The following is a 26,875-nucleotide window of genomic DNA, read 5'->3' on the forward strand; positions in this document are numbered from 1 at the left end:
CACAACCGGATGCGGAGGCTCCGCCGCGGCGGCCCGCTTCTCCGCGACCATCCCGACCGAGAAGAGGTGACCTCATCATGAGCACAGCAGGACGGCAGGCCCCGGACACCGGCGATGAGCCGGTGGGGGTGCTCGTCTCGCGTGCCTCGCAGCAGATCTCGGAGCTGGTGCGCGAGGAGATGCGGCTGGCGCGCGCCGAGATGACGCAGAAGGGCAGGCGTTTCGGGAAGGGCGGCGGACTGTTCGGCGCCGCGGGGCTCGTCGGCATCCTGACGGCCCAGGCGCTGGTGGCCACGTGCATCGCCGCACTCGCGCTGGTCCTGCCCGTGTGGGCGGCGGCTCTCATCGTCACGGCGGTACTGGCGGCCGTGGCCGGGGTGGCCGCCATGGCGGGGAAGAAGCAGATCGACCGGGCCGGAACCCCCGCCCCGGTACAGACCATCGACAGCGTCAAGGCCGATCTGGCCGAGGTCAAGGAGAAGGCTCACCGATGAACGACGCATCACAGAACGAGTTGGGGACGCCCACCCCGGAGGAACTGCGCGAGCAGGTCGAGCGGACGCGCGACGAACTCGGGCAGACCGTCGAGGCGCTGGCGGGCAAGGCCGACGTCAAGGCACAGGTGAAGGAGAGGGTCGCGACAATGAAGGAGCAGGCCGCGTCGGCCTCCGCCCAGCTCCGGGAGAAGTCCGGGCAGGCCGTGCGACTGGTGAGGGAGAAGGCCCCGGACCCGCTGGTGGAGAAGGCCGGACAGGGAGCGGAGGCCGCCCGGGCCAACCGCGTCCCCCTCCTCGCCGGCGGCGCCCTGCTGATCGCCTTCCTGCTGGTACGCCGCAGCCGGGGGCGCAACCGATGAAGACCTCCAAGATCGCCTACAAGCCGGTGGGGTTCGCCCTCGGCGCGCTCAGCGGCGTGATCGCGAGCGCCGTGTTCCAGCAGACGTGGAAGCTCATCGAAGGCGAGGGCGACGCGCCCGACGCCCTCGACGAGGACCGCTCGTGGCGGCAGATCCTCCTCGCCGCCGCCGTGCAGGGCGCGATCTTCTCCGTGGTCAAGGCCACGGTCGAGCGCTCGGGCGCCAAGGCGACCCGGCGCGTCACCGGCGCCTGGCCGGGGTGACCCGCCTGCGAACGACGCCCCCGGGCCCGCCCCGGCGGGCGTCGTCCGCGAGGGCGGCGCCGGGCCTGCGGCCCGGGACGCCCGCTCCAGCCCCGGCCCGGGGGAAGGTTCCCGCTCGGGGACATGAGCCGGGTGGAAGTGTCGCCCTCGCCGTCAGAACTGGCGGAGGTGGTCGCGCAGGCTTCGGGCGGCTTCGGCCATCACCGCGTCGACGCCCGGCTGCGCTCCCGCCGGGACCGACGACTCGGTGAGTACGGCGATGGCGAAGGTCTGCCCGTCGGCGTGCTCGACGACGCCGATCTCGTGGCGCAGGTTCAGCAGGGTGCCCGTCTTGGAGGACCAGCTGCTCGCGTCGGAGCTGAAGTCCGGGGCCAGCCGGTGGCGCAGCACGTTGTGCGCCATGAGGTCGCGCATCCGCTCGGCCACCTCCGGGTGGATCTTCGACGGGGTCCACAGGGTCTGGAGGAGGTCCACGAAGGAGCGCGCGCTGCCGGTGTTGGCGCGGGTCGTGTCGAGCTGCGCCACCCGGTGGCCGCGCCCGCTGGTGCCCGCGTCGATGGCCAGGGCGTGGGCGAGGTGCGTCTGGTCGGGGTCGAAACGCTCGGCGGGCGTGTCGAACAGCTCCTCGGTCCGGTGCCGGACCGTGATGCCGCGCAGGCCGGCCTCCCGCAGGACGGCGGCGACCCGGTCGGGCGGAGTGAGGGTGAAGAGCGCGTCGGCGGCCGTCCCGTCGCTCAGACAGGTACTGAGGTAGAGCAGGTCGTCGATCGCGATCCGGGCGGGGTGCCGGAAGCGGCTGAGACCGGTCGGGCCCGGCGTGGTCACGCGGCCGGGCGCCACCTCCACCGGCGTCGCGCCGTCCAACTCGCCGCGCCGGACGCGTTCGAGCGTGGCGAGCGCGAGGGGGACCTTGACCAGGGACGCCGATGGCAGTTCCGTGTCCGGCTCGATGCCCAGCTCCTCCCCCGTGCCCAGGTCCCGCACCAGCAGGCAGGCGCGCAGGCCGGCGTCGTGCAGCCGCCCCCGCACGCCTCTCAGCAGGGCCTCGGTGTTCACGCCGCCTCCCCTCCCCCCGTGCGGGCCGGTCCCTCCGCGCCCAGGCAGCGGGCGATGGCCCCGCCCAGCCGCGCCTCCATGGGCAGGGGGTTGCCGTCCGCCGCGACCGTGAGAGCGTAACCCCGGCGCAGCCTCAACTCCCCGATGGGATGCCAGGCCAGGGCGAGTTCGTCCGCCTGCGCCCGGGAACACAGCAACAGGTCGTCGGAGCAGAGGACTTCGGCGGCGGCGGTCGTCGCGTCGGGTGCGGCGGCCACCTGCGCGGGCCGCAGCCCCACCGCGTCCCGCAGCCGGATCAGCGGGTCGCGGATGTGCGGCACGTCGTCCTCCGGCTGGATCCAGACCCGGCGGGCCGGCCCCCGGGAGGCCCGGCCGAGCCGCAGCGTCTCGATGTGGATCCGCCGTACTCCGCCGGCCCGCGCCCCGGCCAGTCCCAGCGGCACGGCCCAGGACGCCTCGTCCTCCGGTACGGCGAGCAGCGCGGCCCGCACCTGGTGCGCGTGGAGGAGTTCCCTGCGCCGGGCGGGCCCGGCGGTCCTCAGGTCGAGCCTGACGTCGTGCCCCCGCGCCTCGGCGACCAGGCGGGCCAGGGCTGACACCGGGCAGACGGCGGGGACGGCCAGCCGCCAGGGTTTGCGCTTGACGGCTTCGGCCTCGTCCAGCAGGACGTCGGCGGCCTGGACGAGCTGCCGGGCGGCGGTGAGCATGTCGCGCCCGAAGGGGGTGAGCACCGCTCGCCGTGACGTGCGCTCGAACAACTGCTCGCCGAAGCGCTCCTCCAGGGCCGCGACCCGGCGGCTCGCCACCGACTGGGACATTCCCCCGGCCGCGGCCCCGTCGGTGAAGCCTCCGTACTCACTGACGCTGACGAACGCCCGACACGCTCCGACCAGATCCACACCCCGAAGCCTATGCGGTTTCGGCATGGAAACGTCCATGACGGTATTGGACCGCATGACCGGAGGGGACGAAGGTGGCTTCGGCACGCACGACCACGCACCCGGGACGGGAGCCGTCCCGTCCCCGACGCGCTCCGGCCCGGGGCGCCAGGAGGTTTGGCCCATGCACCACTCCCGTTTCAGGACCGGCGTCGCCGGAGCGCTCGCCGGACTGTTCCTCGTACCGCTGGCGGCCTGCGGACAGAACGAAGCGGCTTCGCCGCCCCCGTCCGCCGAACCCGTCGCGGGTACGACGGCGTCCTCGGCCGCGAAGCCGCCCGCCGCCGCGTTCAGGAAGCTGGAGCGCGAGTTCGGCGCACGGCTGGGGGTGTACGCGGTCGACACCGGCACCGGGCGCGAGGTGACCCACAACGACCGGGAGCGGTTCGCCTACAACTCGACCTTCAAGGCGCTCCAGGCCGGTGTCGTCCTCAGCACCTACTCCCTGGAGGGCATGGACGAGCGGGTGGCCTACACCCGGGAGGACCTGGTCGCCCACTCCCCGGTGACCGAGAAGCACGTGGACACCGGCATGACGCTCAAGGAGTTGTGCGACGCCTCCGTGCGCTACAGCGACAACACCGCGGCCAACCTCCTCTTCGACCACGTCGGCGGGCCCGCGGGGCTGGACGCCGCGCTGGAGAAGCTGGGCGACGACGTCACCCGGATGGACCGGGAGGAGCCGGAGTTGAGCCGCTGGACCCCCGGCGAGGAGAGGGACACGTCCACCCCCCGCGCCCTGGCCGGGGACCTGCGCTCACTCGTCCTGGGCGACGCCCTGCCCGCGCCCGAGCGGAAGCAGTTGACGGCCTGGCTGCGGACCAACACCACCGGGGACGCGGTGATCAGGGCGGGCGTGCCCGACAACTGGGTCGTCGGCGACAAGACCGGGACCGGCAGCTACTACGGGGCCCGCAACGACATCGCCGTGGTGTGGCCCCCGGACTCCGCCCCCATCGTGATCGCCATCCTGTCGCACCGCTCCACGAAGGACGCGGAGCCGGCGGACGAACTGATCGCCGAAGCGGCCTCCGCGGTCGTCGACTCCCTCTCCTCCTGAGAGCCGGCGGCGCCGGTCGGCGGAACGCGCCGCCGGCCGGGGCGGCGTACCGGGGAGGCGGGGCGCTCCGCACGCGGAAGGACGCGCCGGCCGGAAACCGTCACCCGGTCCCCGTGTCCCCCGCCGGATGCTCGCCCCACCGGACCGTACGGTCGCACCAGCGCTCCAGCAGCACCCGGTCGTGGCCCACGGCCAGCAGCGCGGCCCCGGACTCCGCGCGGTAGCGCTCGACGACCGCGACCAGCGCGGCCGTCGTGGACGCGTCGAGCATCGCGGTCACCTCGTCGCAGATCAGCAGCCGGGGCCGCAGGACCAGCGCCCGCGCCAGGCAGGCCCGTTGCAACTGGCCGTCGCTCACCGCGTGCGGGCGGCGCTCCAGCAGCTCGTCGGAGAGGCCGACCAGCCGGGCCAGCTCCGCCACCCGGTCGGGGACCTCCCGGCGGCGGCCGGTGGCGCGCAGCGGCTGGGCGATGAGTTCGCGCAGGCTCAGGCGCGGGTCGGCGGAGAGCCGGGGCTGCTGGAAGACGACGCCCACGGCCGTGCGCTGCTCGCGCGGCGCGCGGTGGCGCCAGCCGCGTACCGCCGCGCCCTCGAGGGTCATGGTTCCGGCGTCCGGGCGGTGCAGCAGGGCGGCGACCTTGGCGAGGGTGGATTTCCCGCAGCCGCTGGGGCCCAGGAGTCCCACCGCCTCGCCCGCCGCGATGTGCAGGGACACCTCGCGGACGACCGGGTCGCGGCGGTCGTATCCGGCGGTGATCCGGGTCAGCTCAAGCACCGGCGGCCTCCTTGAGCGGGTGTGTCCGGCCGGCCGGCGCGTGGTGGCAGGCCAGGTCCGCGTCGAAGGCCGGGCGTTCGGCCGTGCAGCGGGCGTCCGCGTAGGCGCAGCGGTCGGCGAAGGCGCAGCCCTCGGGCAGTGCGCCCAGCTCCGGCGGCATGCCGGGGATCGGGGTGAAGTCCCGTTCGGGCAGGGCCGCCAGCAGGCCCCGGGCGTACGGGTGGCGGGGGCCGGACGCGCCGAAGAAGTCCTCGGCCTCCGCGATCTCGACGATCCGCCCCGCGTACATCACGGCGACCCGGTCGGCGACGCGTTCGGCGGCGGCCAGGTCGTGGGTGATGATCAGCAGCGCCCGGCCCTCGTCGGTGTGGCGGCGTAGTTCGTCCACGGTGCGCTCGACCAGGTCCCGGTCGAGTCCGGTGGTCGGTTCGTCGGCGAGCAGCAGCGGCGCGTCGCCGATCAGGGCGAGGGCGGTCGCGGCGCGCTGGGCGAGGCCGCCGGAGAGCTCGTGCGGGTAGCGGTCGAGATGGCCCTCGGGGAACGAGGCGCGGGCGGCGGCCTCGACGGCGGCCTTCGGCAGCGCGTTCCCCCGCACTCCGGTCAGCTCGCGCAGGCTCTCCTCCAGTTGGGCGCGGACGGTGCGCACGGGGGTGAGGTGGGCGGCGGGGCTCTGCGGTACGAGGCCGATGCGCCGCCCCCTTACGGTGCGGGCGAGGGTGCGCTCGTCGGCGGTGAGCAGGTCGGTGTCCCCGCCGAGGACGGCGCTGCCGGTGGTGGCCGCGTTGGCGGGCAGCAGGCCGAGCAGGGCGGAGGCGAGGACGGACTTGCCGCAGCCGCTCTCGCCGACCAGGGCGAGGCACTCGCCCCGGGCGACGGAGAAGCGGGCGCCGGTGACGGCGGCGATGTCGCGGCCGCCGCGCATGCGGAAACGTACGGAGAGGTCCCGGACGTCCAGGACGGGGGCCGCGGCGGGCGCTCGGTCGGCGGTCACAGCATCAGCTCCGATTTCCGGCGCGGGTTGATCCGGTCGCGCCAGGCTCCGGCGAGTCCGGCGAGCGCGAGGGTCGGGATGATCAGGAAGAGGCCGGGGAAGAGGGTCGGCCACCAGTCCCCGGCGAGCAGCGAACCGCGTGCGGACTGGACGAGGTTGCCGAGGCTGGCCTGGTGGGCGGGGAGCCCGAGTCCGAGGAAGGAGAGCGCCGACTCGTGCCACATCGCGTGCGGGACCATCAGCACGGCGGCCAGACCGGCTTGAGGGAGGACGCCGGGCAGCAGGTGGCGCACGACGACGCGGGTGCGGGAGGCGCCGCCGGAGACGGCGGCGTCGATGAAGGGGCGCGAGCGCAGCGAGAGCACCTCGGAGCGGACGATGCGGGCGGTGGAGATCCAGTGCGTCAGGGCGACCGAGATGATCACCGGCCAGACGCCGGGCCGGAACATCGCGACGATGAAGATGCCGAGCAGCAGGTGCGGAATGGAGGAGAGGGCGTCGACGACGCGCATCACCACCCGGTCGGTCCAGCCGCCGAACGCCCCGGCGAGCGCCCCGATCGCGGTGCCGACGACGGTGGCGGTGAAGGCCGCGACCAGGCCGACGAGCAGGGAGACCCGCAGCCCGTAGACGCAGCGCAGCAGGAGGTCGCGGCCGACGTCGTCGGTGCCGAAGGGGTGGGCGGGGGACGGCGGGAGGAGTTTGTTCGCGAGGTCGACGGCCTGCTGGTCGAGCTGGGCCAGCGGCGGGACGACGAGGACGGCGAGCGCGACGGCGACGACGAGCACGGCCGAGGTGACGATCCGGACGCGGCGCGCGGCGCGGCCCGGCAGGGCGATCGCGGTGTCAGCCATCGAAGGCCACCCGGGGGTCGGCGAGTCCGTAGAGGAGGTCGGAGAGCAGGTTGCCGAGCAGGACGGCGGCGGTGGCGAGGACTGTGAGCGCGGCCAGCAGGGAGAAGTCCACGGAGGTGGCGGCCTCGACGGTGGCGGCGGCGATGCCGGGCCAGCTGAAGACGGTCTCCACGAGCAGGGCTCCGGTGATGAGTTCGGGGACGCGGGAGCCGATCAGGGTGAGCATCGGCAGCATCCCGGAGCGCAGGGCGTGGCCCAGGAGCACGGTGCGCTCGCTCAGCCCCCGGGCGCGGGCGCCGCGCACGGGGTCCTCGGCGAGGGCGTCGGCGACCCCTTGGCGTACGTACAGGAAGAACCACGGCAGCTGCGAGACGCCGAGGACGGCGGCGGGCAGCACCAGGTGGGAGGCGACCTGGCCGAAGGTGACGACCTCGCTGGCGGCATCGGTCAGCCCGCCCGCCGGGAGGACGTCGAGCTTCAGGGCGAAGAACCAGATGGCGAGCAGGCCGAGCCAGAAGGCGGGGGCGGCTTCCAGGGTGTACGCCAGGGAGCTGACGCACCGGTCGAGCCAGCCGCCGGGCCTGCGGGCGGCGAGGACGCCGAGGCCGGTGCCGAGCAGGATCGCGACGAGGAAGGCGGTGGCGGCGAGCAGGACGGACCAGCCCATGCGCTCCGCGATGACGTCCGCGACCGGTTGGCGCATCACGCTGGAGTCCCCGAAGTCGCCCTGGAGGGCGGAGGTCAGCCAGTCCCACCAGCGGGCGACGAGCGGCTGGTCGACGCCGAGGTTGGCGCGGAGCTGGTCGAGGTTCTCCTGGGAGGCGGTGAGGCCGGCGGTGCCGGCATAGGCCTTGACGGGGTCGAAGGGGGAGGCGGCGGCGACGGCGAAGACGCCGAAGGTGACGGCGCCGAGGACGGGGACGGCGAACAGGGCCCGCCGTCCCGCCATCCGCGCCATCGGCCCCCAGGGGAGGCGTCGGCTCACTTCTTCGAGCCCCCGGCGCTCTGGGCGGACCACTTCTCGACGTTCCACCAGGGGCCGGAGGCCAGCCCGTGGTCGTGCGGTTCGACCTGGGTGGTGAGGGCGCCGAAGCGGTCGTCGACGACGTAGAGGTGGTCGATGTGGGTGAGGAAGGTGTAGCCCGGGTTCTTCACCAGTTCGCGCTGGACGGTGTCGTACGCCTTCTTCCGCTCGGCCGTCTCACCGCTCCTGCGGCCCGCCTCGATCGCGGCGTCGACGGTCTTGTTGTCGTACCAGGCCATGTTGTTGAAGCCGTCGCCCGCGAGGGAGGACTTGAGCAGGGTGTACTGGTCGAAGTCGGGGTCGGCCGGGGAGCCGCCGCCCGCGAGCACGGCGTCGTGCTTCATGCGGGGCTCGATGACCTCCCAGGTCCCGGCCTCGGTACGGATGTCGATGCCCGCCTTCTTGGCGTCGGAGGCGTAGGCGAGGGCGTGCTCCTGGCGGAGTTTGTCGCCGCTGAGGTACCAGAGCGGGAAGGTGGCGCGCACCCCGTCCTTGACGCGGACGCCGTCCTTGCCGGGCTTCCAGCCGGCCTCGTCCAGGATCTTCTTCGCGGCGGCGAGGTCGTGGGGGCGCTCGGTGCCCTTGGTGAACCACTCGCTGTCGGTGGGGACGGGGCCGTAGGCGGGTTTGCCCGCTCCGTTGAGGATGGCCTCCACCATGGCCTCGCGGTCGACGGCGACGTCGAGGGCGCGGCGTACGGCGGTGTCCCCGGCGACCTCGTTGTGGGTCGGGAGCGTCACCGTGCGGTAGTCGTAACTGGTGGCGGCGTAGGTCTTCTTGCGCTTGTCGTCCGCGAAGCCCTTGGCGAGGTTGGGCGGCAGGATCGCCCCGTCGAGGTCTCCGGAGCGCAGCCGGGTGGCGCGCACGTCGTCGTCCTTGATGATCGCCATGGTGAACTTCTTCACCTCGGGCTCGCCGCCCCAGTAGTCGGGGTTGGCGGTGAAGCTGAGCTTCTCCCCCTTGGACCACTTGGTGAGGACATAGGGGCCGGTGCCGATCGGCCGGGTGGTGAAGGCCCCGGTGTTGACGTCCTGCCTGCCCGCGATGTGCTCCGGGGCGATGGGCAGGACGGTGCGCCGGGCGAACGGCGCGTAGGGGTACTTGAGGGTGAAGACGACCGTGTCTTCGCCCCGGGCGGCGACGTTCTCGACGGCGTCCAGTTCGGTGCGGGAGGCGTTGTTGGTCTTCTCGTCGAGGATGGTGCGGTAGGTGAAGACGACGTCCTTGGCGCCGAACGGTTTCCCGTCGCTGAACTTCACCCCCCGGCGCAGCTTGTACGTGTAGGTCAGGCCGTCGGCGCTGACCTCGGGGAGCTCGGCGGCGAGGGCGGGGCGGAGCTTCATGTCCGCGTCCAGGGCGAGCAGTCCGTCGAAGATCTTGGAGTTGCCGTCCTTGCCGTAGCCGAGCAGCGGGCTCAGGCTGTCGGGCTCGTAGGCGATGCCGACGACGGCCGAGGCGGAGGACGACCCGGAACCGCGCCCGGCGCCGTCCGGGTTCGAGCAGGCCGCGGCGGTGAGGGACAGTGCGGTCACCAGTGTGGCGGCGACCGCCACCCGTATCGATCGGGCCGTCATACTCTGCACATCCCTGTCCAAGATCGACTGTAATTGCGAACGGGTTGCAATTAAACAGCACATAAAAGACCCCGGTACACCCCGCCTCGACAGTGGGACGGGTGCACCGGGGCCGGTACGCCGGAGAACGCGCCGGGGGCGCGGAGCCCGGACGCCTAAGGCGCGGTGTCGGCGAGGTCGATCGTGAGCACGTCCTCGTCCCTCGTGCGGTGGTCGATCGTGATCGAGCCGGACGCTCCGGCGTGGGCCCCCGTGCCTCCGGTGACCGCGAAGACGTGGGACCACGGCCGCGGGTCCACCGGGGACTCGGTCACGGCGGGAAGCGGTCGCCGGAAGGCCGTGGCAGCCGTGATCAGTCCGTCGTCGAGGCTCAAGACCAGCGTCGCCAGGACGAACGAGCCGTCCAGCTCCACGGCGACGGGCAGGCAGTGCGCGTTCTCGGTGCCTACGACGGCGCCCTGCTCGTCCGACAGCTCGTACCGGACGAAGTAGGGGACGCCGGCCGTGAGGACGTCCGGGATGTTCGCGCCCGTGCGCCGACCGGTCAGGACGATCCGGCGGGCCGCCCTGCGCGCCGCGTGGGCGGCCCCGCCCGCGCCGGCGACCAGCCCCCCGGCGACGGCCGCCGCCGAGGTCAACTGCAGAACGCTCCTGCGATCCAGATCCGTCATCGCCTGCTCACACCCTTGTCGGTCGTGTCCTCGGGCGCACGCGCGCCCCCCGGGCAAACGCCCGGCGGGGGCGGAACGGGTCGCCCCGCACGCGCACACCACCGGATCGGATCAGCGGTCCGGCGCGTGCGGAGGCGTCTGGCCGCCTACGGGGCCGGCAGCTCCGCCAGCTCCGCGACGGCCCGGCGGTGGCTCCCGGCGGTGCCGTACGCGAGGGAGTCGGCCTTGGCCCGCTTGAGGTAGAGGTGGGCGGGGTGCTCCCAGGTCATGCCGATCCCGCCGTGCAGCTGGACGCACTCCTCGGCGGCGTGGACCGCGACGCCCGAGCAGTACGCCTGGGCCACCGCGACGGCGAGCGGGGCGTCGGAGCTGCCGGTCGCCAGCGCGTCGGCCGCGTTGCGGGCGGCGGCACGGGCGGAGACGATCTCCAGCCAGAGCTGCGCCATCCGGTGCTTGAGCGCCTGGAACGACCCCACGGGCCGGTTGAACTGGTGGCGTTCGCGGGTGTACCGGACGGTCTCGGTCAGGCACCACTCCGCGAGGCCGAGCTGTTCGGATGCGAGCAGACCGGCCCCGGCGAGCAGACCGCGCCGTACGGCGGCGGCGCTCGCGCCCGCGTCGCCCAGCGGGGTTCCGGCCGTCCCGTTCAGGGTGACGGCGGCGAGGGGACGCGTCAGGTCGAGCGGGACGAGCGGTTCCACGGTGACTCCGGGGTCCGACGCCTCGACCGCGTACAGCCCTTCGGCGGTCGGCACCAGCAGGACGTCCGCGGCCTGCGCGTCCGCCACGCCGCGTACCGTTTTGGCCGACGGGCCGAGCGCCGCGACCGGACCGGCGGGCGGGGTCGCGAAGGGCACGGCGAGCACGGCCGTACGCGCACCGGAGGCCAGTTCGCGCAGGAGGGCCGCGGCGGGGCCCTCCTCACCGCACAGGGCGAGCAGGGTCTCGGTGGCCACCACGGAGCTGGTCAGATAGGGGGCCGGGGCCACGCTGCGGCCCAGCTCCTCCAGGACCACGGCGGCCTCGCGGTGGGACGCGCCCTGGCCGCCGAGCTCCTCCGGGACGAGGAGCCCGGCCGCGCCGATGCCCCCGGCGAGAGAGGCCCACAGCTGCGGATCGTAGGGCGTGCCGGACTCGGTGGCGGCGATCACGGCGGGCGCGGCGGCCCGGTCGGCCAGGAGGGCGCGGACGGCGGAGCGCAGGTCCTCCTCGTCCTGCGAGTAGAGCAGGTCGGGAACGGCGGGCTGGGCGGGGGCGGTCATCGGCTCAGGTCCTTCCAGGGGGCGTCCTTGTCGTCGCGGGGTTCGGCGGGCAGCCCGAGGACGCGTTCGGCCACGATGTTCAGCAGGACCTCGCTGGTGCCGCCCTCGATGGAGTTGCCCTTGGAGCGCAGGTAGCGGTAGCCCGCGTCCCGTCCGGTGAAGTCGACCAGCTCGGGGCGGACCATGGTCCAGTCGCCGTACAGCAGGCCCTCGTCGCCGAGGAGTTCGACCTCCAGGCCGCTGATCTGCTGGTTGAGCCGGGCGAAGGCGAGCTTCATGCCCGACCCTTCGGGGCCCGGCTGTCCGGCGACCAGTTGCTGGCGCAGCCGCTCACCGGTGAGCCGGGCGACCTCGGCCTCCACCCAGAGCGTCAGAAGGCGCTGATGGGTGTCGGGGGTGCGCAGCTCGGGGCGTTCGCGCCAGGTCTTCGCGACCGGGCCGATCATGCCGCCCTCGCGCGGGATGCGGGAGCCGCCGATGGAGACGCGCTCGTTCATCAGGGTGGTCCGGGCGACCTTCCACCCCTCGCCGACGGGGCCGAGGCGGTGGCTGTCGGGAATGCGTACGCCGGTGAGGAAGACCTCGTTGAACTCGGCCTCGCCGGTGATCTGGCGCAGCGGCCGGACCTCGACGCCGGGGTCGGTCATGTCGCAGATGAAGTAGCTGATGCCCCGGTGCTTGGGCTGGTCGGGGTCGGTGCGGGCGATGAGGATCGCCCAGCGAGCCAGGTGGGCGCTGGACGTCCACACCTTCTGGCCGTCGACGATCCAGTCGCCGGTCTCGTCCCGGACGGCGCGGGTGGCGAGGGCCGCGAGGTCGGAGCCGGCTCCGGGTTCGCTGAACAACTGGCACCAGACCTCCTCCCCCACCCACAGCGGGCGCAGGAAGCGGCGCTTCTGCTCGTCGGTGCCGAAGCCGAGGATGGTGGGGGCGGCCATGCCGAGGCCGATGCCGATGCGGCGCGGGTCGTTGTCGGGCGCGCCGGCGGCGGCGAGTTCCGCGTCCACCACCTGCTGGAGGGAGCGGGGCGCGTCGAGTCCGCCGAGGCCGGCGGGGTAGTGGACCCAGGCCAGGCCGGCGTCGAAGCGGGCCTCCAGGAAATCGGTGCGGGCGGTGGTGGCGGGCGGGTGCGCGGCGAGCAGGTCACGGGTGCGGCGGCGCAGTTCGGCGGCGTCGGTCGCGGACTTCATCGGGCGCCTCCCGGCAGGACCACGATGCGGCCGGTGCTGGCGCCGTCCGCGACGCGCTGGACGGCGTCGGCCGCGCCCGCCATCGGAACGCGTTCGCTCACCAGCGGTTTGACGACGCCCTGGTCGGCCAGCCCGGTCAGCTCCTCGTGGCAGGCGCGGACGGCGGCCGGGTCCTTGGCGTTGTACAGCCCCCAGTGCAGCCCGACGACGGAGTAGTTCTTGACCAGGGCGTGGTTGAGGGCCGGGGTGGGAATGGCGCCGCTGGCGAAGCCGACGACGAGGATGCGCCCCTCGAAGGCGACGCACTTGGCGGACTTGGCGTAGGCGTCGCCGCCGACCGGGTCGTAGACGACGTCGGCGCCGCGGCCGCCGGTGGCTTCCTTCACGGCGGCGACGACGTCCTCGCTCCGCCGGTCGACGACCACGTCGCAGCCGAGTCCGCGGGCGACGGCCGCCTTCTCCGGGCCGCCGACGACCCCGATGACCTTCGCCCCGGCCGCCCTGCCGAGCTGGACGGCGGCACTGCCGACGCCTCCGGCCGCCGCGTGGACGAGGAGGGTCTCGCCGGGCTGGAGGCGGGCGCGGCGGTGCAGGCCGAACCAGCCGGTCTGGTAGCCGATGTGCAGCGCGGCCGCCTCGGCGTCGTCCAGGGCGTCGGGGGCGGGGAGCAGGGCCGCCTCGTCGGCGACGACGAAGTCGGCGAAGCCGCCGTGGGGCAGGGCCGGGGTGGCGAGGACGCGCCGCCCGTCCTCGGTGACGCCGCACACCTCGACGCCCGGGGTGAACGGCAGCGGGGGCCGCACCTGGTACTGGCCCCGGCAGAGCAGCGCGTCGGGGAAGTTGACGTCGGCGGCGCGGACCTCGACGAGCACCTGCCCGTCGCCGGGCGTGGGCCGGTCGGTCTCCTCCAGCCGCATCACCTCGCCCGGCTCGCCGTTCCGGTGTACTCGCCATGCCTGCATGAGGGGCCTCCACAACACTGTCGGCGACAACCGCCGAAGCGGTCGGCATTACCACTGCCGCCCGCATACTAAGCGGTCGCTTGCCGATCTGGGAACACCTCGATCCGCCCGGCGGACGCTTGCGCCCTCAGGCCCGCTTGGGCTTCGCCCGTACGTGCATGCGCTCGCCCTGCGGCCCGAACAGGCTGAGGAATTCCACCGTCTCGTCCTCGGCCGGGCCGAACCAGTGCGGCAGCCGGGTGTCGAACTCGGCGGCCTCCCCCGGCTCCAGCACCAGGTCGTGTTCGGCCAGCAGCAGCCGCAGCTTCCCGGAGAGCACGAACAGCCACTCGTACCCCTCGTGCGTGCGCTGTTCCGGGGGCCCGCCGCCCGGTTCCTGGATCAGCTTGTACGCCTGGAGGCCGCCGGGCCGGGCGGTCAGCGGCAGCATGGTCCGGCCGTGCTGCACGATCGGCTTGGCCCGCACCCGGGGGTCGCCGACCGGGGCGGCCCCCACCAGGTCGTCGAGCGGCACCTCGTGGGCGCGGGCGATCGGCAGCATCAGCTCCAGGCTGGGGCGACGGCCGCCGGACTCCAGCCGGGAGAGCGTGGAGACGGATATGCCGGTGGCGGCCGAGAGGGCGGCGAGGGTGACCCCGCGCTCCTTGCGCAGCCGGCGCAGGCGGGGTCCGACGCCGGAGAGGACGGCGTCCAGTTCCGGGTCGTCCCGGTCGTGTTCCTTCATGCGGCCATTGCAGAATCGGCAATCCGGTTTGTCAACCCGCCAACCCCGCCGGTCACGGGCCGCGCGGCCGCCTCAGCGGGCGAAGAGTTCGAAGGGGACCGCCGGCCGGCCTCCGAACCGCTCGGCGGCGGCCTCCACCATGCCGGTCAGGAAGGTCCGGCAGTACCGTTCCGGGTCTTCCCGGGTCAGCGCCTCGATGTACGTGCGGTGCTCCAGCAGCGACCGGACCGAGCGTTCGAGACCGGCGGTCGCGTCGACCGCGTGCGTGGGCCGGTCGCTGCCGGCCACGGCGGTCCAGCGCACCCCGTCCCACGGCCGGAGTCCCTGGTCGGCGAGTTCCGGGAAGATCCACCGGTTGCCGGCGTCGGCCACCGCGTCCAGCGCGGCGCGCCCGACCGCACGGTGGTCGGGGGTGTTCCAGGCGGTTCCGCCCCAGGTGTCGCGGTGGTTGAGGGTGACCACCAGTTCGGGGCGGTGGCGGCGGACGGCGGCGGCGATGTCGCGGCGCAGCCCGGTGCCGTACTCGATCACCCCGTCGCGGTGGTCCAGGAACTCCACGGTCCGTACGCCGACGACGGCGGCGCTCGCCCGCTGCTCCCGCTCGCGGACCGGTGCGCACTCCTCGGGCGGCAAAGTGTCGATACCGGCCTCGCCGCGACTGGCGAGCAGGTAGACGACCTCCCGCCCGCCGTCGGTCCACTCGGCCACGGCGGCGGCCGCCCCGTACTCCAGGTCGTCGGGGTGGGCGACCACGGCCAGGGCGCGCTGCCAGTCGCCGGGCATGGGTTCCAGACGCTGCGAGGTCATACCGGCAGGCTACCCAGGGACGGCCGGTGCGGCAGGCGCTGCCGTACGGATCTCCGGGGCCGGCCCGGCACCCCGGCGAAAGCCCCGGACACGCCCGGGGGCGATTCCCGCACCGGCGGCCGGGCATGCCGGCCGCCGGTGCGGGGAACACGTCCGGGACCGGTCCGGGGCCAGGGGCGGCCCCGCCGGGGCCCGGCGGCGGTACGGGGCGTGCGACGCTGGAGGCCGGGGGCGGTCACCGCGCACACGAGCCCGCCCCTGTCCGGCCCGGCTCGGGCGGGAGGAGCCGCCTCCCGGACGGGAGGGCCCCCTCCCCCACCGCCCCGGCGAACGAAAGGAAACCCTCGTGCCCACCCCCTCCTCCCTCTCCCCCGCCCAGGCCGCAGCCCGTCTGGAGGAGTTCACCGTCATCGACGTGCGGGCGCCCGGCGAGTACGCCTCCGGGCACGTGCCCGGGGCCCTGAACATCCCGCTCGACAAGCTGCCGGAGGCGCTGCCGGCGCTCAAGTCCGCCTCCGCGCGCGGTTCGCTGCTCGTGGTGTGCGCCTCCGGGGTCCGCTCCACCCGGGCCTGCGAGATCCTGGCGGGCGCGGACATCGAGGCCGTGACGCTGACCGGCGGCACCTCGGCCTGGGAGGGCGACGGCCGCGGCCTGGACCGTCCCGCGGGCGCCCGCGCCACGTGGCCCATGGAACGCCAGGTGCGGCTCGCGGCGGGCTCCCTGGTGGTGGCCGGGCTGGTGGCGGGCCTCCGCTTCCCGGCGGCGCGCTGGATCTCCGCGGGGGTCGGCGCGGGGCTGGTGTACTCGGCGGTCGGCGACACCTGCGGGTTGGCGGCGGTTCTGGCGAAGCTGCCGCACAACCGGCCCTCGCGCGCCGTCGGCGACCTCGACGCCACCCTGGCGGAACTCCAGCGCTGAGTCCGGGTGCGGTCCCCGGCCGTCACCGGTCCCGACCGGGCGGCGGCCGGGGACGGGCGCGCGCTTCACGCGGGAGGGGCCCCGCGAAGCGGTCCGCCCCTCACACCTCGTCGCGTACCAGGGCCAGCAGCCGGTCCAGGACCCGGGGGCCGCCCGCGCGCACCCCGTCGTGCTCGTACTCGTTGGTCACCCACGTCCGCAGCCCCCGGATCGCCGCCGCCGTGCGCAGCGAGTCGGCGGTGTCGACGTACATGTCGTCGTGGTAGACCGCCGCGGCGACCGGTACCTCGTTGGCGGCCAGCCGCTCGGGGTCGTACAGCACGGGCCAGTCGGTACGCCGCGCCAGCAGCTCGGCGGTCTCGCGGAGCGGGCGCAGCGCGGGGTCGACGTCGAAGTGCCAGGGGTGGATGGTCTCCCCGGTGAAGAGGACGGGGCCCTCGCCCGCCAGCGCCGCCGCCGCGTCGAACTGCGGGAACTCTCCGCGTACGCGCTCCGCGGCCCAGGCCGTGGCGCGCTCGCCCTGCCCGTAGATGGCTTCGTGCAGCAGGGCGTAGAGCGGGTGCCCGGCGAAGGAGGAGGCGGTGCGCACCGCCTCCTGGAAGGCGTCGGAGAGTTCCGTGCCGTGCGGAGTGCGGACGAAGGCGTTCTCCAGCAGGTAGTGGAGCTGGTGGCTGCCGCTGCCGGAGCCCAGCAGGATGCCGAGCGACTGGAAGCCCTCCGGGGTGAGCCGGTGGCCGCCGCTCTCGGGCCGGTGCTCGGCGAGGTGCGCGGCGATGGCGCGGGCACGCCCGACGTCCTGCGGGTAGCGGGCGTAGTGGGCGGCGACCTTCCGCTCGATGCGCGGGTACGCGGCGCGGTAGACGTCGTCGGCGTGCCCGTCGAGCGCGGGCAGGCCGCCGGTGATCAGGACCTCCTTCAGCCCTTCCGGGGCGGCGGAGAGGTAGCGGACGGCGCAGAAGCCCCCGAAGGACTGGCCGAGGACGGTCCAGGGCGCTCCGCCGGTGAGCTGCGGCCGGATCAGCTCGCAGTCGCGGACGATGGAGTCGGAACGGAAGTGGGCGAGGTAGTCGGCCTGTTCGCGCGGGCCGCCGCGCAGCGGGAGGGTCTGCCGGTTGGCCGGGGTGGAGAGGCCGGTGCCGCGCTGGTCGAGCAGGAGCACCCGGAAGTCCCGCAGGGCCCGGCCCAGCCATGCCTCGGCGCCGACGAAGCGGCGTGCGCCGAAGCCGGGGCCGCCCTCCAGGTAGACCAGCCAGGGCAGTTCCTCGCCGGCCCGCGAGGCGGCGACCGCTTCCCGGCCGTAGACCTCGATCTGCTCGCCGCCGGGGTCGCCGTGGTCGAGGGGGACGGTGAAGCGCCGGTCGGTGAGGACGACACCGGGCTGCCGGTAACTGCTCACGGGGAACTCCTGAACGCGGGGTGCGGGCCGATCGGGGGCGGACCGATCGGGCGGAAGGGCCAGTCCAGCACATGGCCGCCCCGGTCCGGCGAAGGGGGCGTGCCTCGTACGGGCCCGGCCGGTGTGCGGTGCGGCGGGGCCCCTTCTAGCGTTCAGGCATGATCCGGTTCGAGCAGGTCGGCAAGGTCTACGCGGACGGGACGACGGCGGTCGACGGGCTGTCCTTCGAGGTGGCGGAGGGGGAGCTGGTGACGTTGGTGGGCCCCTCCGGCTGCGGCAAGACGACCACCATGATGATGGTGAACCGGCTGATCGAGCCGACCTCCGGCCGGATCCTGGTGGGCGGCGAGGACATCGCCGGGATCGATCCGGTGAAGCTGCGCCGCCGGATCGGCTACGTGATCCAGCAGGTCGGCCTCTTCCCGCACCGGACCGTCCTGGACAACACCGCGACCGTCCCGGCGCTGATCGGCTGGAAGCGGTCGCGGGCCCGGAAGCGGGCGGCGGAACTGCTGGACCTGGTGGGCCTGGACCCGGCGACGTACGGATCGCGCTACCCGGCGCAGCTCTCCGGCGGCCAGCGCCAGCGGGTGGGGGTGGCGCGGGCGCTCGCGGCGGACCCGCCGGTGCTGCTGATGGACGAGCCGTTCGGCGCGGTGGACCCGGTGGTGCGGGAGCGGTTGCAGAACGAGTTCCTGGCGCTCCAGCGGCGGGTGCGCAAGACGGTGCTCATGGTGACGCACGACATCGAGGAAGCGGTGCGGATGGGCGACCGGATGGCGGTGTACGGGGAGGGGCGCATCGAGCAGTTCGACACCCCGGCCGCCGTGCTCGGCGCCCCGGCGACCCCGTACGTGGCCGCGTTCGTCGGCTCGGACCGGGGGCTGAAACGGCTGTCGGTCACCGCGATCGAGGCGGAGGACCTGGAGGAGCCGCCGGTGGCCCTCGTGGAGGAGCCCGCCCGGGAGGCGGCGGCCCGGCTGGCGGCGGCCGGGGCCCGGTGGGCGGTGGTGCTGAACGGTGCGGGCGAGCTGCACGGGTGGGTGTCGGCGGACGCGCTGCGGCCGGCCGGGGAGGCCGAGAGGGTGGGCGCGCTCGCGCGCCGGATGGACGCGTGGGTGCCGGTGGGCGCGCCGTTGAAGCAGGCGTTCAGCGAGATGCTCCAGTACGACGCGGGGTGGGTGGCGGTGCTGGACGGGAGCCTGTTCCTCGGCGTCCTCACCCCGGCGAAGCTGCACGAGGCGCTGCGCCGGTCGGTGGACGCGGACGCCCAGGGCGTGGGGCGCGAGGAGGTGGAGTTCGACTCCGTGTCGGAGGCCTGACCCATGGGCGCCCCGGCGCCCCGGAGCCTTCGGCGCCTTCGGCGTCGAGCCGTCCGGCCCGAGAGGGACGCCGCCGCCGGGCCGTCCCGGACGTGCGCCCCCGGCCGGGCCGCGGCGCCCTCGGCGGAGGCGGGCGGCCCGGGCGGCGGAAGCGCCCGGTCAGCGCCCGCGCCGGTAGTCGGAGCCGTCCCGGCTCCGCACCATCAGCCCGGCGACGACCAGATAGCGGCGCAGCGCGGAACAGTCCTCGTGGACGGTGAGCAGCGCCTCGTTGACCTCGCGTTCGGTGTACGAGCGCTCCGGTTCGAACAGCGTCTCGGCGAGGTGCGCGAGCAACTGCTCGCGCCGGGCCGGCCGGCGGGGGATCGCGACCAGGCGGCCGCGCGAGAAGAGCGCCTCCACGGAGTGCGGACCGGAGGGGGACGACGTCGTCGAGGACGGCAGTGCGGCGGGCATGGCCGGAAGCGTCGCAGGCCGGCCCGGGTCGGGCAACGGGTTTTCCGTGCCGCCCCGCCTGCCGCCGTCCCCGGAGCCCGAGGCCCACATCGCCGCACGGGCCGCCCACCAGGACGCCGGGCAGCCGCCCGCCCCGCCGCTCGGTCTGCAGATCCGGCAGCGCTGCCTGGAGTTCTGCCAGGCGTTGGAGTTCCACCACACGGCCGAGGACGGTCATGTGTTCCCCGTGATGGAGGGCCACCACCCGCATCTGGGGCCCGTGTTCGACCGGTTGCGGAAGGAACACCGAAGCATCCAGGCGGTGCAGGCGGCGCTCGCCGCCCATCTCACCGGCGCGGCCCTCGCGGAGCCGGACCGCTTTCGGGCCGAACTTGCCCGGATGACTGAGGAGTTGACCGCCCTCCTCGACTACGAGGAGGAGCACGTCGTGCCCTTGCTGACGGGGGTGCCCTGGCCGCCCGCGCCGCCCGGCGCCTGAACCCGCAGGAGCTCAGCCCTTCGGGAGGAGCTTCTTCGACTCCAGATAGCCGCGCGCGACGTCCTCGGGCAGCCTGCGCCAGCTGTCGACCTGCTCGTTCATCGACGCCAGGTCGGCGGTGGTCAGCACGGTGTTGAGCCGCCCGAGGGCGGCGCGCACCCCGGCGCCGCCGGCGCGGGCGCGGTTGACGACGGGGACCACGTGGTCCGCGTTCTGGAGCTTCTTGTCGTCCTCCAGGAGCACCAGGCCGAACCGGTCCAGGGTGGCGTCGGTCGTCGTGGTCAGGACCATCTGGTCCTGGCCTCTGCGGACCGCCTGTTTGGCCTGGGTGGTGCCGACGCCCTTCGGGTCGACGGCGACGACGTCGATGCCGTACGTCGTACGCAGGCCGGGGGCGCAGTAGGGGCGCTGGACACACTCGTCACCCGCCGCGAGGCGAACGGGCAGTTTCGCCGCGCCCACGTCGCTCAGGGTCCTGAGCCCGTGCTTCCTCGCGTAGGCGGCGGTGACGGCGAAGGCGTTCTGGTCGACGGCCCGGCCGGGGTCGAGGACGGTCAGCCCGCGCGGGGCGGCGAGTCGGCGGAGCGCCTTCATGGTGGTGGCGAGGTCGGGCGATCCGACCGGGTCCGCGTCGGCGCCGCGGGCCTTGGCGTTCAGCCAGTCGGCGAAGGTCGCCGCGTACTCCGGTACGACGTCGATCCGGCCGTTCTCCAGGGCCGGTTCGTAGATCTCCCGGTTGGTGACGGAGATGAGGTCGGTGGAGTACCCGGCGTGCTCCAGGAGCAGGGCGTACAACTGGGCCAGCAGGTCGCTCTCGGTGAACCCGGCCGATCCCACGGTCAGTTCCCTGCTGTCGCCGGGTGGAGCGGTGACCTCGCCCCGGTTCTCCAGGGACGGGCCGCCGGCGCAGGCGGTGGCGGCGAGGAGGGCCAGCGCGGTGAGCGCCCGGCGCACGCGGCTCACGCGGGCCCCCGGCCGCGTTGCGGCGCGATCCGCCGGCCGGCCTCGAAGAGGCTTTCCACGAGGAGCGCGAAGGCGGCCACCAGGATCGCTCCGGCCACCACCTGCGGGGTGGAGGCGAGGTTGAAGCCGGCGGTGATGATCCGGCCCAGCCCCCCGCCGCCGGCCAGCGCGGCGAGCGTGGCGGTGGCGACCAGTTGGACGGCGGCGGTCCGCACGCCGGTGAGGATCATCGGGAGGGCGAGCGGCAGTTCGACGCCCAGCAGCATCTGGCGCCCGGTCATTCCCATGCCCCGGGCGGCCCGGACGACGTCCCGGTCGACCTCGCGCATCCCGACGTAGGCGTTGGTGAGGAGGGGCGGTACGGCGAACAGGACGAGCGCGATGATCGTCGGCCACTGGCCGTGGGCGCCGATGGGCGTGAGCAGGAGCAGGACCAGCACGGCGAAGGTGGGTACGGCCCGTCCGACGTTGGAGAGGTTGACGGCGAGCGCGCCGCCCTTGCCGAGGTGGCCCAGGACCAGGGCGACGGGGAGGGCGATCAGACAGCTGACGGCCAGGCAGACGGCGGTGAGGAAGAGGTGCTCGCCGAGCCGGTGCGCGATGCCGTCGGGACCGGACCAGTGGGCGGCGGTGGTGAGCCAGGACCAGGCACCGGAGAGGGTGTTCACACCGGTCTCCTCCTCCGGGGCGGCCGTGCGTCCGCCCGCCGGACCCGGGCGTTCACGCCTGCCTCCGGGTCCAGGGGGTCAGCAGCCGTCCCGCCCCCAGGAGCAGCAGGTCGGCGGCGACGGCGATGAGGACGCACAGGACGGAGGCGGTGAGCACCTGGGCCTTGAAGTAGGTGTTCATGCCGGAGTAGATGAGGTTGCCGAGTCCGCCGTGGCCGACGATCGCCCCGACGGTGGCCAGGGACACCGCGGAGACGGTGGCGATGCGCAGTCCGGCCATCGCGGCGGGCAGGGCGAGCGGCAGTTCGACGGCGAGCAGCAGGCGCAGCGGGCCGTACCCCATACCGCGTGCGGCCTGCCGGGTCTCCTCGGGGACGGCCCGGAGCCCGGCCAGGATGTTGCGGACGAGCAGGGTCAGGGAGTACAGGACGAGGCCGGCGACCACCAGCGCGGCGGAGAGTCCGTACAGCGGCAGCAGCAGCGAGAACATCGCCAGCGACGGGATCGTGTAGAGGACCGTCGTCAGTCCGAGCACCGGCCCGGCCGGCCGGTGCCACCGGCGGGCGGCGAGCGCCAGGGGGACGGCGGCCAGGAGGGCGAGGGCCACCGAAGCGGCCGTCAGCTGGAGGTGTTGCAGGACCGCGTCGACCAGGATCTCGCGGCGGCTGGAGAGGTAGTCCCCGCAGATCCACTCGTTGCGGGCGAGGCAGTCGTCCGGGGGCGCCGTCATCCGTCCATTCGAACGCGGCGGTCCTTCCCCCGCCCGTCGCGGGCCGCCGTTCGAGGGGGGTTTGAGCGGTCGCTCAACCCTCTGGTAGCGTCCCGGCGCAGGGGTTGAGCACTTGCTCAACCCCGTGCGTCGAACGGGGGCGGGCATGGGACTGTACGTAGAGGCGCTGATCCGCACCGATCCCGACGTCCTGTGGGAGCGGACCCAGGATCCCGCCCAGCATCAGCGGTGGGACCTGCGGTTCACCGTGATCAGCCCGCTGCCCGGCCCGCCGGAGGGCGCGCGGCGGTTCCGGTACGCGACCCGGGTGCTGCCCTTCCTGACCGTGTCGGGGACCGGCACGAGCGCGGGCGAGCGGCTGCGGGCCGACGGCGAGCGGGTCTCGGCCCTGCGCTTCGCGTCCGCGGAGCGGCTGTCTCTGCTGGCCGAGGGCAGCGGGTACTGGCGCTACGTCCCCACCGCCGACGGCGTCCGTTTCCTCACCGGGTACGACTACCGGACCCGGTGGGGCCGTTTCGGCGCGGTCGCGGACCGGTGGGCGTTCCGTCCGCTGATGGGCTGGGCGACCGCCTGGTCCTTCGACCGGCTGCGGCTGTGGTGCGAGCGCGGCGTCGCCCCGGCCCGGTCGCTGGCGTACGCCCTCCTGGAGGCGGCGGCGCGGGTCCTCCTGGTAGTGGCGGCCTTCCCCTTCGGTCCTGCGGCGCCGGCGCCGGCCGTCCTGGCCGCGCTACTCGCGCCCCCGTCCCCGCTCACGCCCGCCGCCCGGCGCTGCCTGCGCCGTCCGGTCGGGCGGCCGGCCGCCGCCCCGTCCCTCCTCACCCGTCTGGAGCGCCCGTGACCTCGATCTTCGCCCGTGCGATGGGAGCCGACTTCGAGCGTCTCCACCCTCAGCTGCGACGGCGCTTCTCGGTCGGTCTCGAGAGCGGGGAGGCGTGCGTGGGGCGCGGTTCCATGGACCGGATCTGGCACGGCCGGGCCTTCGTGAAGCCGTTCCTCGCCCTGGGGGCCGCCCGCAACATCCTGGTGCCGAAGACCGGCCGGAACGTTCCCTTCACCATCGAGAACGTGCCGTACACCGACGCCTTCGGCCGGGAGACGGTCACCTTCGTCCGGACGTTCGCCCTGCCGGGCGGGCCGCGCCGCTTCGACGCCACGATGGTGCACAGCCCCGAACGGTCCTGCGTACTGGACTACCTGGGCACCCACCAGCACCTGGCCACCGACCTGCGGCTGACGGCGGAGCCGGACGGCTCCCTGCTGATCCGGTCCGGGGAGCACCGCTTCCGCGAGGGGCCCGTAGACGTGCGGGTCCCCCACCTGATCGGCGGCGACGCCGAGGTCCGCGAGTCCTTCGACGACGCCACGGGCCGCTTCCGCATCCGGGTCTCGGTGGCCAACCGCCGCTTCGGGCCGCTGTTCGGGTACGAGGGGACGTTCCGCGCCCGCTACGTCGACGCCTTGCGCCACGGCGTGCGTGCGGGCCTGCGCCCGGTCCGTGAAGAGGCGCGGGCGTGACGGGGAGCGCGGAGCGTGCGGAGAGTGCGGGGAACGTCGGCGGGAGGGGCGGCGCGGCCGGTTCGGACACCCGCACGAAACTCCTGGAGGGGGCGCTGCACACCCTCGCCGCGCAGGGGATCGCGAAGACCTCGGCCCGCTCGGTGGCGGCGGCGGCCGGGGTCAACCAGGCGCTGGTCTTCTATCACTTCGGCTCGGTCGACGCGTTGCTGGCGGCGGCCTGCCGGTACGGCGCGGAGCAGCGCGTCGCCCGCCACCGCGACCGGTTCTCCGGCGTCACCACCCTCGCCGAGCTGCTGCGGTTCGGGCGGGAGCTGCACGAGGAGGAGCGCGAGGGCGGCCATGTCGCCTTCCTCGCCCAACTCCTCGCCGGAGCGCAGACCCAGCCCCGGTTGGCGCCCGCGACGGCGGCGGGGCTCGACCTGTGGACCGCTGAGATCGAGCGGGTCCTGACCCGGGTGCTGGCGGACTCGCCGCTCGGCGAGTTCGCCGACCCGGTGGGCCTGGCGCGGGCCGTGACGGGGGCGTTCGTGGGCCTGGAACTCTACGAGGGGGTCGATCCGCAGGGGGCGGAGAGGGCCTTCGGGGCGCTGGAGCAGCTCGCCGCGCTGGCCGGAGCGCTGGACGAGCTGGGCCCGGTGGCCCGGCGCGCGGTACGCCATCGGCTGCGGCGCACGGAGCGGACGTAACGGCCCGTACGCGCGGCGGCCCGGAACGACCCGGGCCGCCCGAGCAACCCCCCGCGCCCGGCTGCCGTCTTGATCGTCGACAGAACGGTTCGCCGCACACGACGAGCGGCGGCCCGACCCCCACATGCTCCGGGCCTGCACGACCGGCCGACTATGCCCTCGATGTATACACAGAGGGTATAGCGGCTTCGCTCCGGGCCCGGCACCGCGCGGAAGGCACCCATGCAGACCAAGGCACTGGCGCCCGAGTACCAGGGAGCGCTCACCAAGATGTCGGTGAACGCCTCCCTCACCGATGTACTGGCCGAAGGCGTACGCCACTTGAGGCTGGCCGAACGCTCCGGATCGCAGGAGGAGGTGGCGCGCGCGGGGCTCGCCGTGGCCGAGGCGCACCGCAGGCTCGGGCAGGTGGCGGAGGCCGACCGGGCCTGGAAGGCCAGCTACCGGGCCGCGCGGGCAGCCGGGAACACCGGGGCGATGGCCTGGGCACTGTGGAGCGGCGGCACGCTGGCGCGTCAACGCGGTTCGCTGCGCCTGGCGTTCCGGCTGCTCGGCCTCGCCGCCGAGGCGGGGAAGCGGGGCGGCGACGTGGTGGCCCGCGGCTACTCGCTGGCCGGCCTGGCCGAGACCGGGCGGATCCAGGGCGACTACGCGACCGTCGCCACGCTGCACGAGCAACTGCTCGCCGAGGCCCGCGCCCGGGGCGAGGCCCGGCACACCGTCTGGGCGCTGGAGGGCATCGCGCAGATCCACCGCAACACCGGTTCACTGGACTCGGCGTTGGAGATGTTCGAGGAGGCGGCGGCGCTGGCGGGCGAGGCGGACGACCGCCGGGGCCGGGCCTGGGCGCTGCGCGGCATAGCCGACATCGTCTCCCTCCGGGACGGAGCGACGGCCCGCGCGCTCGGTCTGCTCTCCGAGGCCGAGGTCGCCTGCCGGGAGATGAACCTCTCCAGCGCGCTGGCGTACAACCACAAGATGCGGGCCAACGTGCTCTTCCGCGCCGGGCGGTACGAGGAGGCGCGCGAGGTCTACGAGCAGGCGCTCGGCGAGTTCCGCGCGATGGACGAGCCCCGCGGCGAGGCGCTGGCCTCGCTCGGACTGGTCAAGGCACGGGCCCGGCTCGGCCGGGACCGCGGCGCCACCGCCGCCGAACTGGACGAACTGCGCGGCAGGCTCGACCGGATCGGACTGCTGAACGCCCGGGAGATGGTCGAGAAGGCGTACGCCGAACTGGGCGTGGAGCCCGTGTCGGCCGGGGCCGGGGACGGCCGCCGATGACGCTCTCCACGACCCGCCGGGCGAGCGCCCCGCAGATTTTGGACCGGTGCCGCGAGCTGGTGCGCCCGGCCATGGTGGAGGCGGTGGGCCGGCTGCACCCCTGGCACGCGGAGACGGCGGCGTTCTCGCTCGGCTGGCGCGGGACGGACGGCGAGCCGGGGCCCGGCTCGCAGGGCAAGGGGGTCCGCCAGGCGCTCGCGGTGCTCGGCGCGCGGGCCGCGGGCGGCGACGCCGCGGAGGCGGTGCCCGGCGCGGTGGCCGTCGAGCTGATCCACACCTTCTCGCTGATCCACGACGACATCATGGACGGCGACGAGACCCGCCGCCGCCGGCCGGCGCTCTGGAAGGCGTACGGCACCGGACCGGCGGTCCTCGCGGGGGACGCCCTGTTCGCCCTGGCCGTCTCCACGCTGGCGGAGGCCCCGGGCCCGGGCGGCCCGGCGGCGGTGCGCCACCTGGCGCGCGCCCTGGGCGACCTGGTGCGCGGCCAGGCGCAGGACCTGCTCTTCGAGTCGCGGCCGTGGAGCGGGCCGGGGGCGGTCCTGCCGCACGAGTACCGGTCGATGGCCACCCACAAGACGGGATCCCTGCTCGGCTGCGCCGCGGCCCTGGGCGCGGCGCTGGCGGGGGCCCCGGAGGGCGCCGTCGAGGCGTTGGACCTGGCGGGGCGTCATGTGGGGGTGGCGTTCCAGGCGGTGGACGACCTGCTCGGGATCTGGGGCGATCCGCAGGTGACCGGCAAACCGGTGCACAGCGATCTGCGGCGGCTCAAGAAGACGTATCCGGTGCTCGCGGCCCTGTCCGCCGGCCATCCGGCGGCCCGGCGCCTGGACGCCCTGCTCTCCTCCGCCGTACCGCTCGACGACCTGGCGGCACGGCGTGCGGCGGGCCTGATCGAGGAGGCCGGCGGGCGGGAGGCCGCGGTCGCCGAAGCGCACGAGCACCTGGCCGCCGCCCGCGCCTGCCTGGACCGGGTGCCGCTCGCCGAGGACGCGCGGGAGGACCTGCTCACGCTGATCCCGTACCTCGTGGACCGCACCGGCTGACCCCCGGGCCGCGCGGCTCGCCGCCGGGGGCGCCCTGGACAGTGTCCAGGGCGCCCCCGGCGTTTCGGCCACCGCACCGCCCCTCCGAAGCACACGGTACGACCGGACGATGGATGGGGTGGCCACCCATTGCGGCGATCGGCGGTGTGCGCCCCGCCGGAAAAGGCCGCGGGCCCCGCCGGCGCCGTCCGTGCGGCCCCGCCGCCCCGGCGCGGCCGGCAGACCCCTCGGACCCCTTGCGCCCCCGGTCCTCGAAGGAGTCCGGTGCCGTGCCGCCCCTTCGCGCGGCCACCCGGACGGCCCCTCTGCACGCCCAATCCCCATGTGGTCGTATGAGCGAGTCAAACGCACGATTTCGCCACATATCTGCCAAAGTGCACCTCGGCTTTACTCACCGGATTGAGC

General features: G+C 74.4%; 29 protein-coding genes and 1 pseudogene. 12 read left to right on the plus strand and 18 right to left on the minus strand.

Features of this window, described 5'->3' with window-relative positions:
* Nucleotides 1-77: 77 nt before the first annotated feature.
* Genes AMK24_RS22535 through AMK24_RS22545 form a run of 3 tightly spaced genes read left to right on the plus strand, consistent with a single transcriptional unit; the run spans nt 78 to nt 1,119 of the window.
* The gene (locus tag AMK24_RS22535; RefSeq protein ID WP_073770652.1) at nt 78-494 is read left to right on the plus strand and encodes a phage holin family protein; all 417 of its coding nucleotides are present in this window, start codon (nt 78-80) and stop codon (nt 492-494) included.
* Nucleotides 491-856, plus strand: a complete 366-nt coding sequence (locus AMK24_RS22540) for a DUF3618 domain-containing protein (protein WP_073770653.1) — start codon at nt 491-493, stop codon at nt 854-856. The genes AMK24_RS22535 and AMK24_RS22540 overlap by 4 nt, the downstream gene beginning before the upstream one ends.
* On the plus strand, nt 853-1,119 hold the full coding sequence (locus AMK24_RS22545; RefSeq protein ID WP_073770654.1) for a DUF4235 domain-containing protein: 267 nt from the start codon (nt 853-855) through the stop codon (nt 1,117-1,119). The genes AMK24_RS22540 and AMK24_RS22545 overlap by 4 nt, the downstream gene beginning before the upstream one ends.
* A gap of 153 nt (nt 1,120-1,272) precedes the next feature.
* On the opposite strand, the gene AMK24_RS22550 is transcribed toward AMK24_RS22545, so the two are convergent.
* Nucleotides 1,273-2,175 carry a serine hydrolase gene (locus tag AMK24_RS22550; protein ID WP_073770655.1) on the minus strand — a complete coding sequence of 301 codons (903 nt, stop codon included), beginning with the start codon at nt 2,173-2,175 and terminating at the stop codon, nt 1,273-1,275.
* On the minus strand, nt 2,172-3,074 hold the full coding sequence (locus AMK24_RS22555) for a LysR family transcriptional regulator (RefSeq protein ID WP_242435221.1): 903 nt from the start codon (nt 3,072-3,074) through the stop codon (nt 2,172-2,174). Before AMK24_RS22555 ends, AMK24_RS22550 begins: the two co-directional genes overlap by 4 nt.
* 163 nt (nt 3,075-3,237) lie before the next feature.
* On the opposite strand from AMK24_RS22555, the gene bla reads away from it, so the two are divergent.
* The gene (bla, locus tag AMK24_RS22560) at nt 3,238-4,173 is read left to right on the plus strand and encodes a class A beta-lactamase (RefSeq protein ID WP_073770657.1); all 936 of its coding nucleotides are present in this window, start codon (nt 3,238-3,240) and stop codon (nt 4,171-4,173) included.
* 100 nt (nt 4,174-4,273) lie between these two features.
* Here bla and AMK24_RS22565 read toward each other — a convergent pair whose 3' ends face one another.
* The 11 genes from AMK24_RS22565 to AMK24_RS22615 form a co-directional block, all read right to left on the minus strand.
* Complete coding sequence (locus AMK24_RS22565) at nt 4,274-4,948, minus strand: ABC transporter ATP-binding protein (RefSeq protein WP_073770658.1); 675 nt, start codon at nt 4,946-4,948, stop codon at nt 4,274-4,276.
* On the minus strand, nt 4,941-5,939 hold the full coding sequence (locus tag AMK24_RS22570; protein WP_073770659.1) for an ABC transporter ATP-binding protein: 999 nt from the start codon (nt 5,937-5,939) through the stop codon (nt 4,941-4,943). Before AMK24_RS22570 ends, AMK24_RS22565 begins: the two co-directional genes overlap by 8 nt.
* Nucleotides 5,936-6,793, minus strand: coding sequence for an ABC transporter permease (locus tag AMK24_RS22575; protein WP_073770660.1), 858 nt, complete (start codon nt 6,791-6,793; stop codon nt 5,936-5,938). The genes AMK24_RS22570 and AMK24_RS22575 overlap by 4 nt, the downstream gene beginning before the upstream one ends.
* Nucleotides 6,786-7,751 carry an ABC transporter permease gene (locus tag AMK24_RS22580; protein WP_073770661.1) on the minus strand — a complete coding sequence of 322 codons (966 nt, stop codon included), beginning with the start codon at nt 7,749-7,751 and terminating at the stop codon, nt 6,786-6,788. Before AMK24_RS22580 ends, AMK24_RS22575 begins: the two co-directional genes overlap by 8 nt.
* Before the next feature lie 23 nt (nt 7,752-7,774).
* Nucleotides 7,775-9,391, minus strand: a complete 1,617-nt coding sequence (locus AMK24_RS22585) for an ABC transporter substrate-binding protein (protein WP_073770662.1) — start codon at nt 9,389-9,391, stop codon at nt 7,775-7,777.
* Nucleotides 9,392-9,546: 155 nt separating this feature from the next.
* Entirely contained in the window at nt 9,547-10,062 is a 516-nt protein-coding gene (locus AMK24_RS22590; protein WP_073770663.1) for a hypothetical protein, read from the minus strand.
* A 146-nt stretch (nt 10,063-10,208) separates the two neighbouring features.
* Nucleotides 10,209-11,324 (minus strand): acyl-CoA dehydrogenase family protein, encoded by a 1,116-nt coding sequence (locus AMK24_RS22595; RefSeq protein ID WP_073770664.1) that lies wholly within the window; start codon nt 11,322-11,324, stop codon nt 10,209-10,211.
* Entirely contained in the window at nt 11,321-12,514 is a 1,194-nt protein-coding gene (locus AMK24_RS22600; RefSeq protein WP_073770665.1) for an acyl-CoA dehydrogenase family protein, read from the minus strand. Before AMK24_RS22600 ends, AMK24_RS22595 begins: the two co-directional genes overlap by 4 nt.
* On the minus strand, nt 12,511-13,476 hold the full coding sequence (locus AMK24_RS22605; RefSeq protein WP_073770666.1) for an NADPH:quinone oxidoreductase family protein: 966 nt from the start codon (nt 13,474-13,476) through the stop codon (nt 12,511-12,513). Before AMK24_RS22605 ends, AMK24_RS22600 begins: the two co-directional genes overlap by 4 nt.
* Nucleotides 13,477-13,603: 127 nt before the next feature.
* Entirely contained in the window at nt 13,604-14,200 is a 597-nt protein-coding gene (locus tag AMK24_RS22610) for a helix-turn-helix domain-containing protein (RefSeq protein WP_073770667.1), read from the minus strand.
* A gap of 72 nt (nt 14,201-14,272) precedes the next feature.
* Nucleotides 14,273-15,007: a PIG-L deacetylase family protein gene (locus tag AMK24_RS22615; protein WP_073770668.1), complete on the minus strand. Its 735-nt coding sequence runs from the start codon at nt 15,005-15,007 to the stop codon at nt 14,273-14,275.
* 346 nt (nt 15,008-15,353) lie between these two features.
* On the opposite strand from AMK24_RS22615, the gene AMK24_RS22620 reads away from it, so the two are divergent.
* Nucleotides 15,354-15,926, plus strand: coding sequence for a rhodanese-like domain-containing protein (locus AMK24_RS22620; RefSeq protein ID WP_073770669.1), 573 nt, complete (start codon nt 15,354-15,356; stop codon nt 15,924-15,926).
* 100 nt (nt 15,927-16,026) lie between these two features.
* Here the strand turns inward: AMK24_RS22620 and AMK24_RS22625 are convergent, their stop codons facing one another.
* Nucleotides 16,027-17,322: an alpha/beta fold hydrolase gene (locus tag AMK24_RS22625; RefSeq protein ID WP_073770670.1), complete on the minus strand. Its 1,296-nt coding sequence runs from the start codon at nt 17,320-17,322 to the stop codon at nt 16,027-16,029.
* Nucleotides 17,323-17,480: 158 nt separating this feature from the next.
* Here AMK24_RS22625 and AMK24_RS22630 point away from each other — a divergent pair, with 158 nt between their 5' ends.
* Nucleotides 17,481-18,644, plus strand: coding sequence for an ABC transporter ATP-binding protein (locus tag AMK24_RS22630; protein WP_073770671.1), 1,164 nt, complete (start codon nt 17,481-17,483; stop codon nt 18,642-18,644).
* Between the two features lie 159 nt (nt 18,645-18,803).
* Here AMK24_RS22630 and AMK24_RS22635 read toward each other — a convergent pair whose 3' ends face one another.
* Nucleotides 18,804-19,100 (minus strand): DUF2087 domain-containing protein, encoded by a 297-nt coding sequence (locus AMK24_RS22635; RefSeq protein WP_073770672.1) that lies wholly within the window; start codon nt 19,098-19,100, stop codon nt 18,804-18,806.
* A 73-nt stretch (nt 19,101-19,173) separates the two neighbouring features.
* On the opposite strand from AMK24_RS22635, the pseudogene AMK24_RS22640 reads away from it, so the two are divergent.
* A pseudogene (locus AMK24_RS22640) lies at nt 19,174-19,578 on the plus strand (hemerythrin domain-containing protein); the annotation flags it as partial.
* 12 nt (nt 19,579-19,590) lie between these two features.
* Here AMK24_RS22640 and AMK24_RS22645 read toward each other — a convergent pair.
* Genes AMK24_RS22645 through AMK24_RS22655 form a run of 3 tightly spaced genes read right to left on the minus strand, consistent with a single transcriptional unit; the run spans nt 19,591 to nt 21,939 of the window.
* Nucleotides 19,591-20,541: an ABC transporter substrate-binding protein gene (locus tag AMK24_RS22645; RefSeq protein WP_073770673.1), complete on the minus strand. Its 951-nt coding sequence runs from the start codon at nt 20,539-20,541 to the stop codon at nt 19,591-19,593.
* The gene (locus AMK24_RS22650) at nt 20,538-21,209 is read right to left on the minus strand and encodes an ABC transporter permease (RefSeq protein ID WP_073770674.1); all 672 of its coding nucleotides are present in this window, start codon (nt 21,207-21,209) and stop codon (nt 20,538-20,540) included. The genes AMK24_RS22645 and AMK24_RS22650 overlap by 4 nt, the downstream gene beginning before the upstream one ends.
* A gap of 52 nt (nt 21,210-21,261) precedes the next feature.
* A complete protein-coding gene (locus AMK24_RS22655; RefSeq protein WP_073770675.1) occupies nt 21,262-21,939 on the minus strand; it encodes an ABC transporter permease in 678 nt (225 codons plus the stop codon).
* A 145-nt stretch (nt 21,940-22,084) separates the two neighbouring features.
* Between AMK24_RS22655 and AMK24_RS22660 the strand changes: the two genes are divergently transcribed.
* From AMK24_RS22660 to AMK24_RS22680, 5 genes are all read left to right on the plus strand, one after another.
* The gene (locus AMK24_RS22660) at nt 22,085-22,777 is read left to right on the plus strand and encodes a hypothetical protein (protein WP_073770676.1); all 693 of its coding nucleotides are present in this window, start codon (nt 22,085-22,087) and stop codon (nt 22,775-22,777) included.
* The gene (locus AMK24_RS22665) at nt 22,774-23,454 is read left to right on the plus strand and encodes a DUF4166 domain-containing protein (protein ID WP_073770677.1); all 681 of its coding nucleotides are present in this window, start codon (nt 22,774-22,776) and stop codon (nt 23,452-23,454) included. The genes AMK24_RS22660 and AMK24_RS22665 overlap by 4 nt, the downstream gene beginning before the upstream one ends.
* Nucleotides 23,451-24,143, plus strand: a complete 693-nt coding sequence (locus AMK24_RS22670) for a TetR/AcrR family transcriptional regulator (protein WP_384578850.1) — start codon at nt 23,451-23,453, stop codon at nt 24,141-24,143. Before AMK24_RS22665 ends, AMK24_RS22670 begins: the two co-directional genes overlap by 4 nt.
* Before the next feature lie 222 nt (nt 24,144-24,365).
* Complete coding sequence (locus AMK24_RS22675) at nt 24,366-25,424, plus strand: tetratricopeptide repeat protein (RefSeq protein WP_073770678.1); 1,059 nt, start codon at nt 24,366-24,368, stop codon at nt 25,422-25,424.
* Nucleotides 25,421-26,470, plus strand: coding sequence for a polyprenyl synthetase family protein (locus tag AMK24_RS22680; RefSeq protein ID WP_073770679.1), 1,050 nt, complete (start codon nt 25,421-25,423; stop codon nt 26,468-26,470). Before AMK24_RS22675 ends, AMK24_RS22680 begins: the two co-directional genes overlap by 4 nt.
* The last annotated feature ends 405 nt before the right edge of the window (nt 26,471-26,875 follow it).

Origin of the sequence: Streptomyces sp. CB02366, from assembly GCF_001905905.1 — a bacterium.
Lineage (GTDB): Bacteria > Actinomycetota > Actinomycetes > Streptomycetales > Streptomycetaceae > Streptomyces.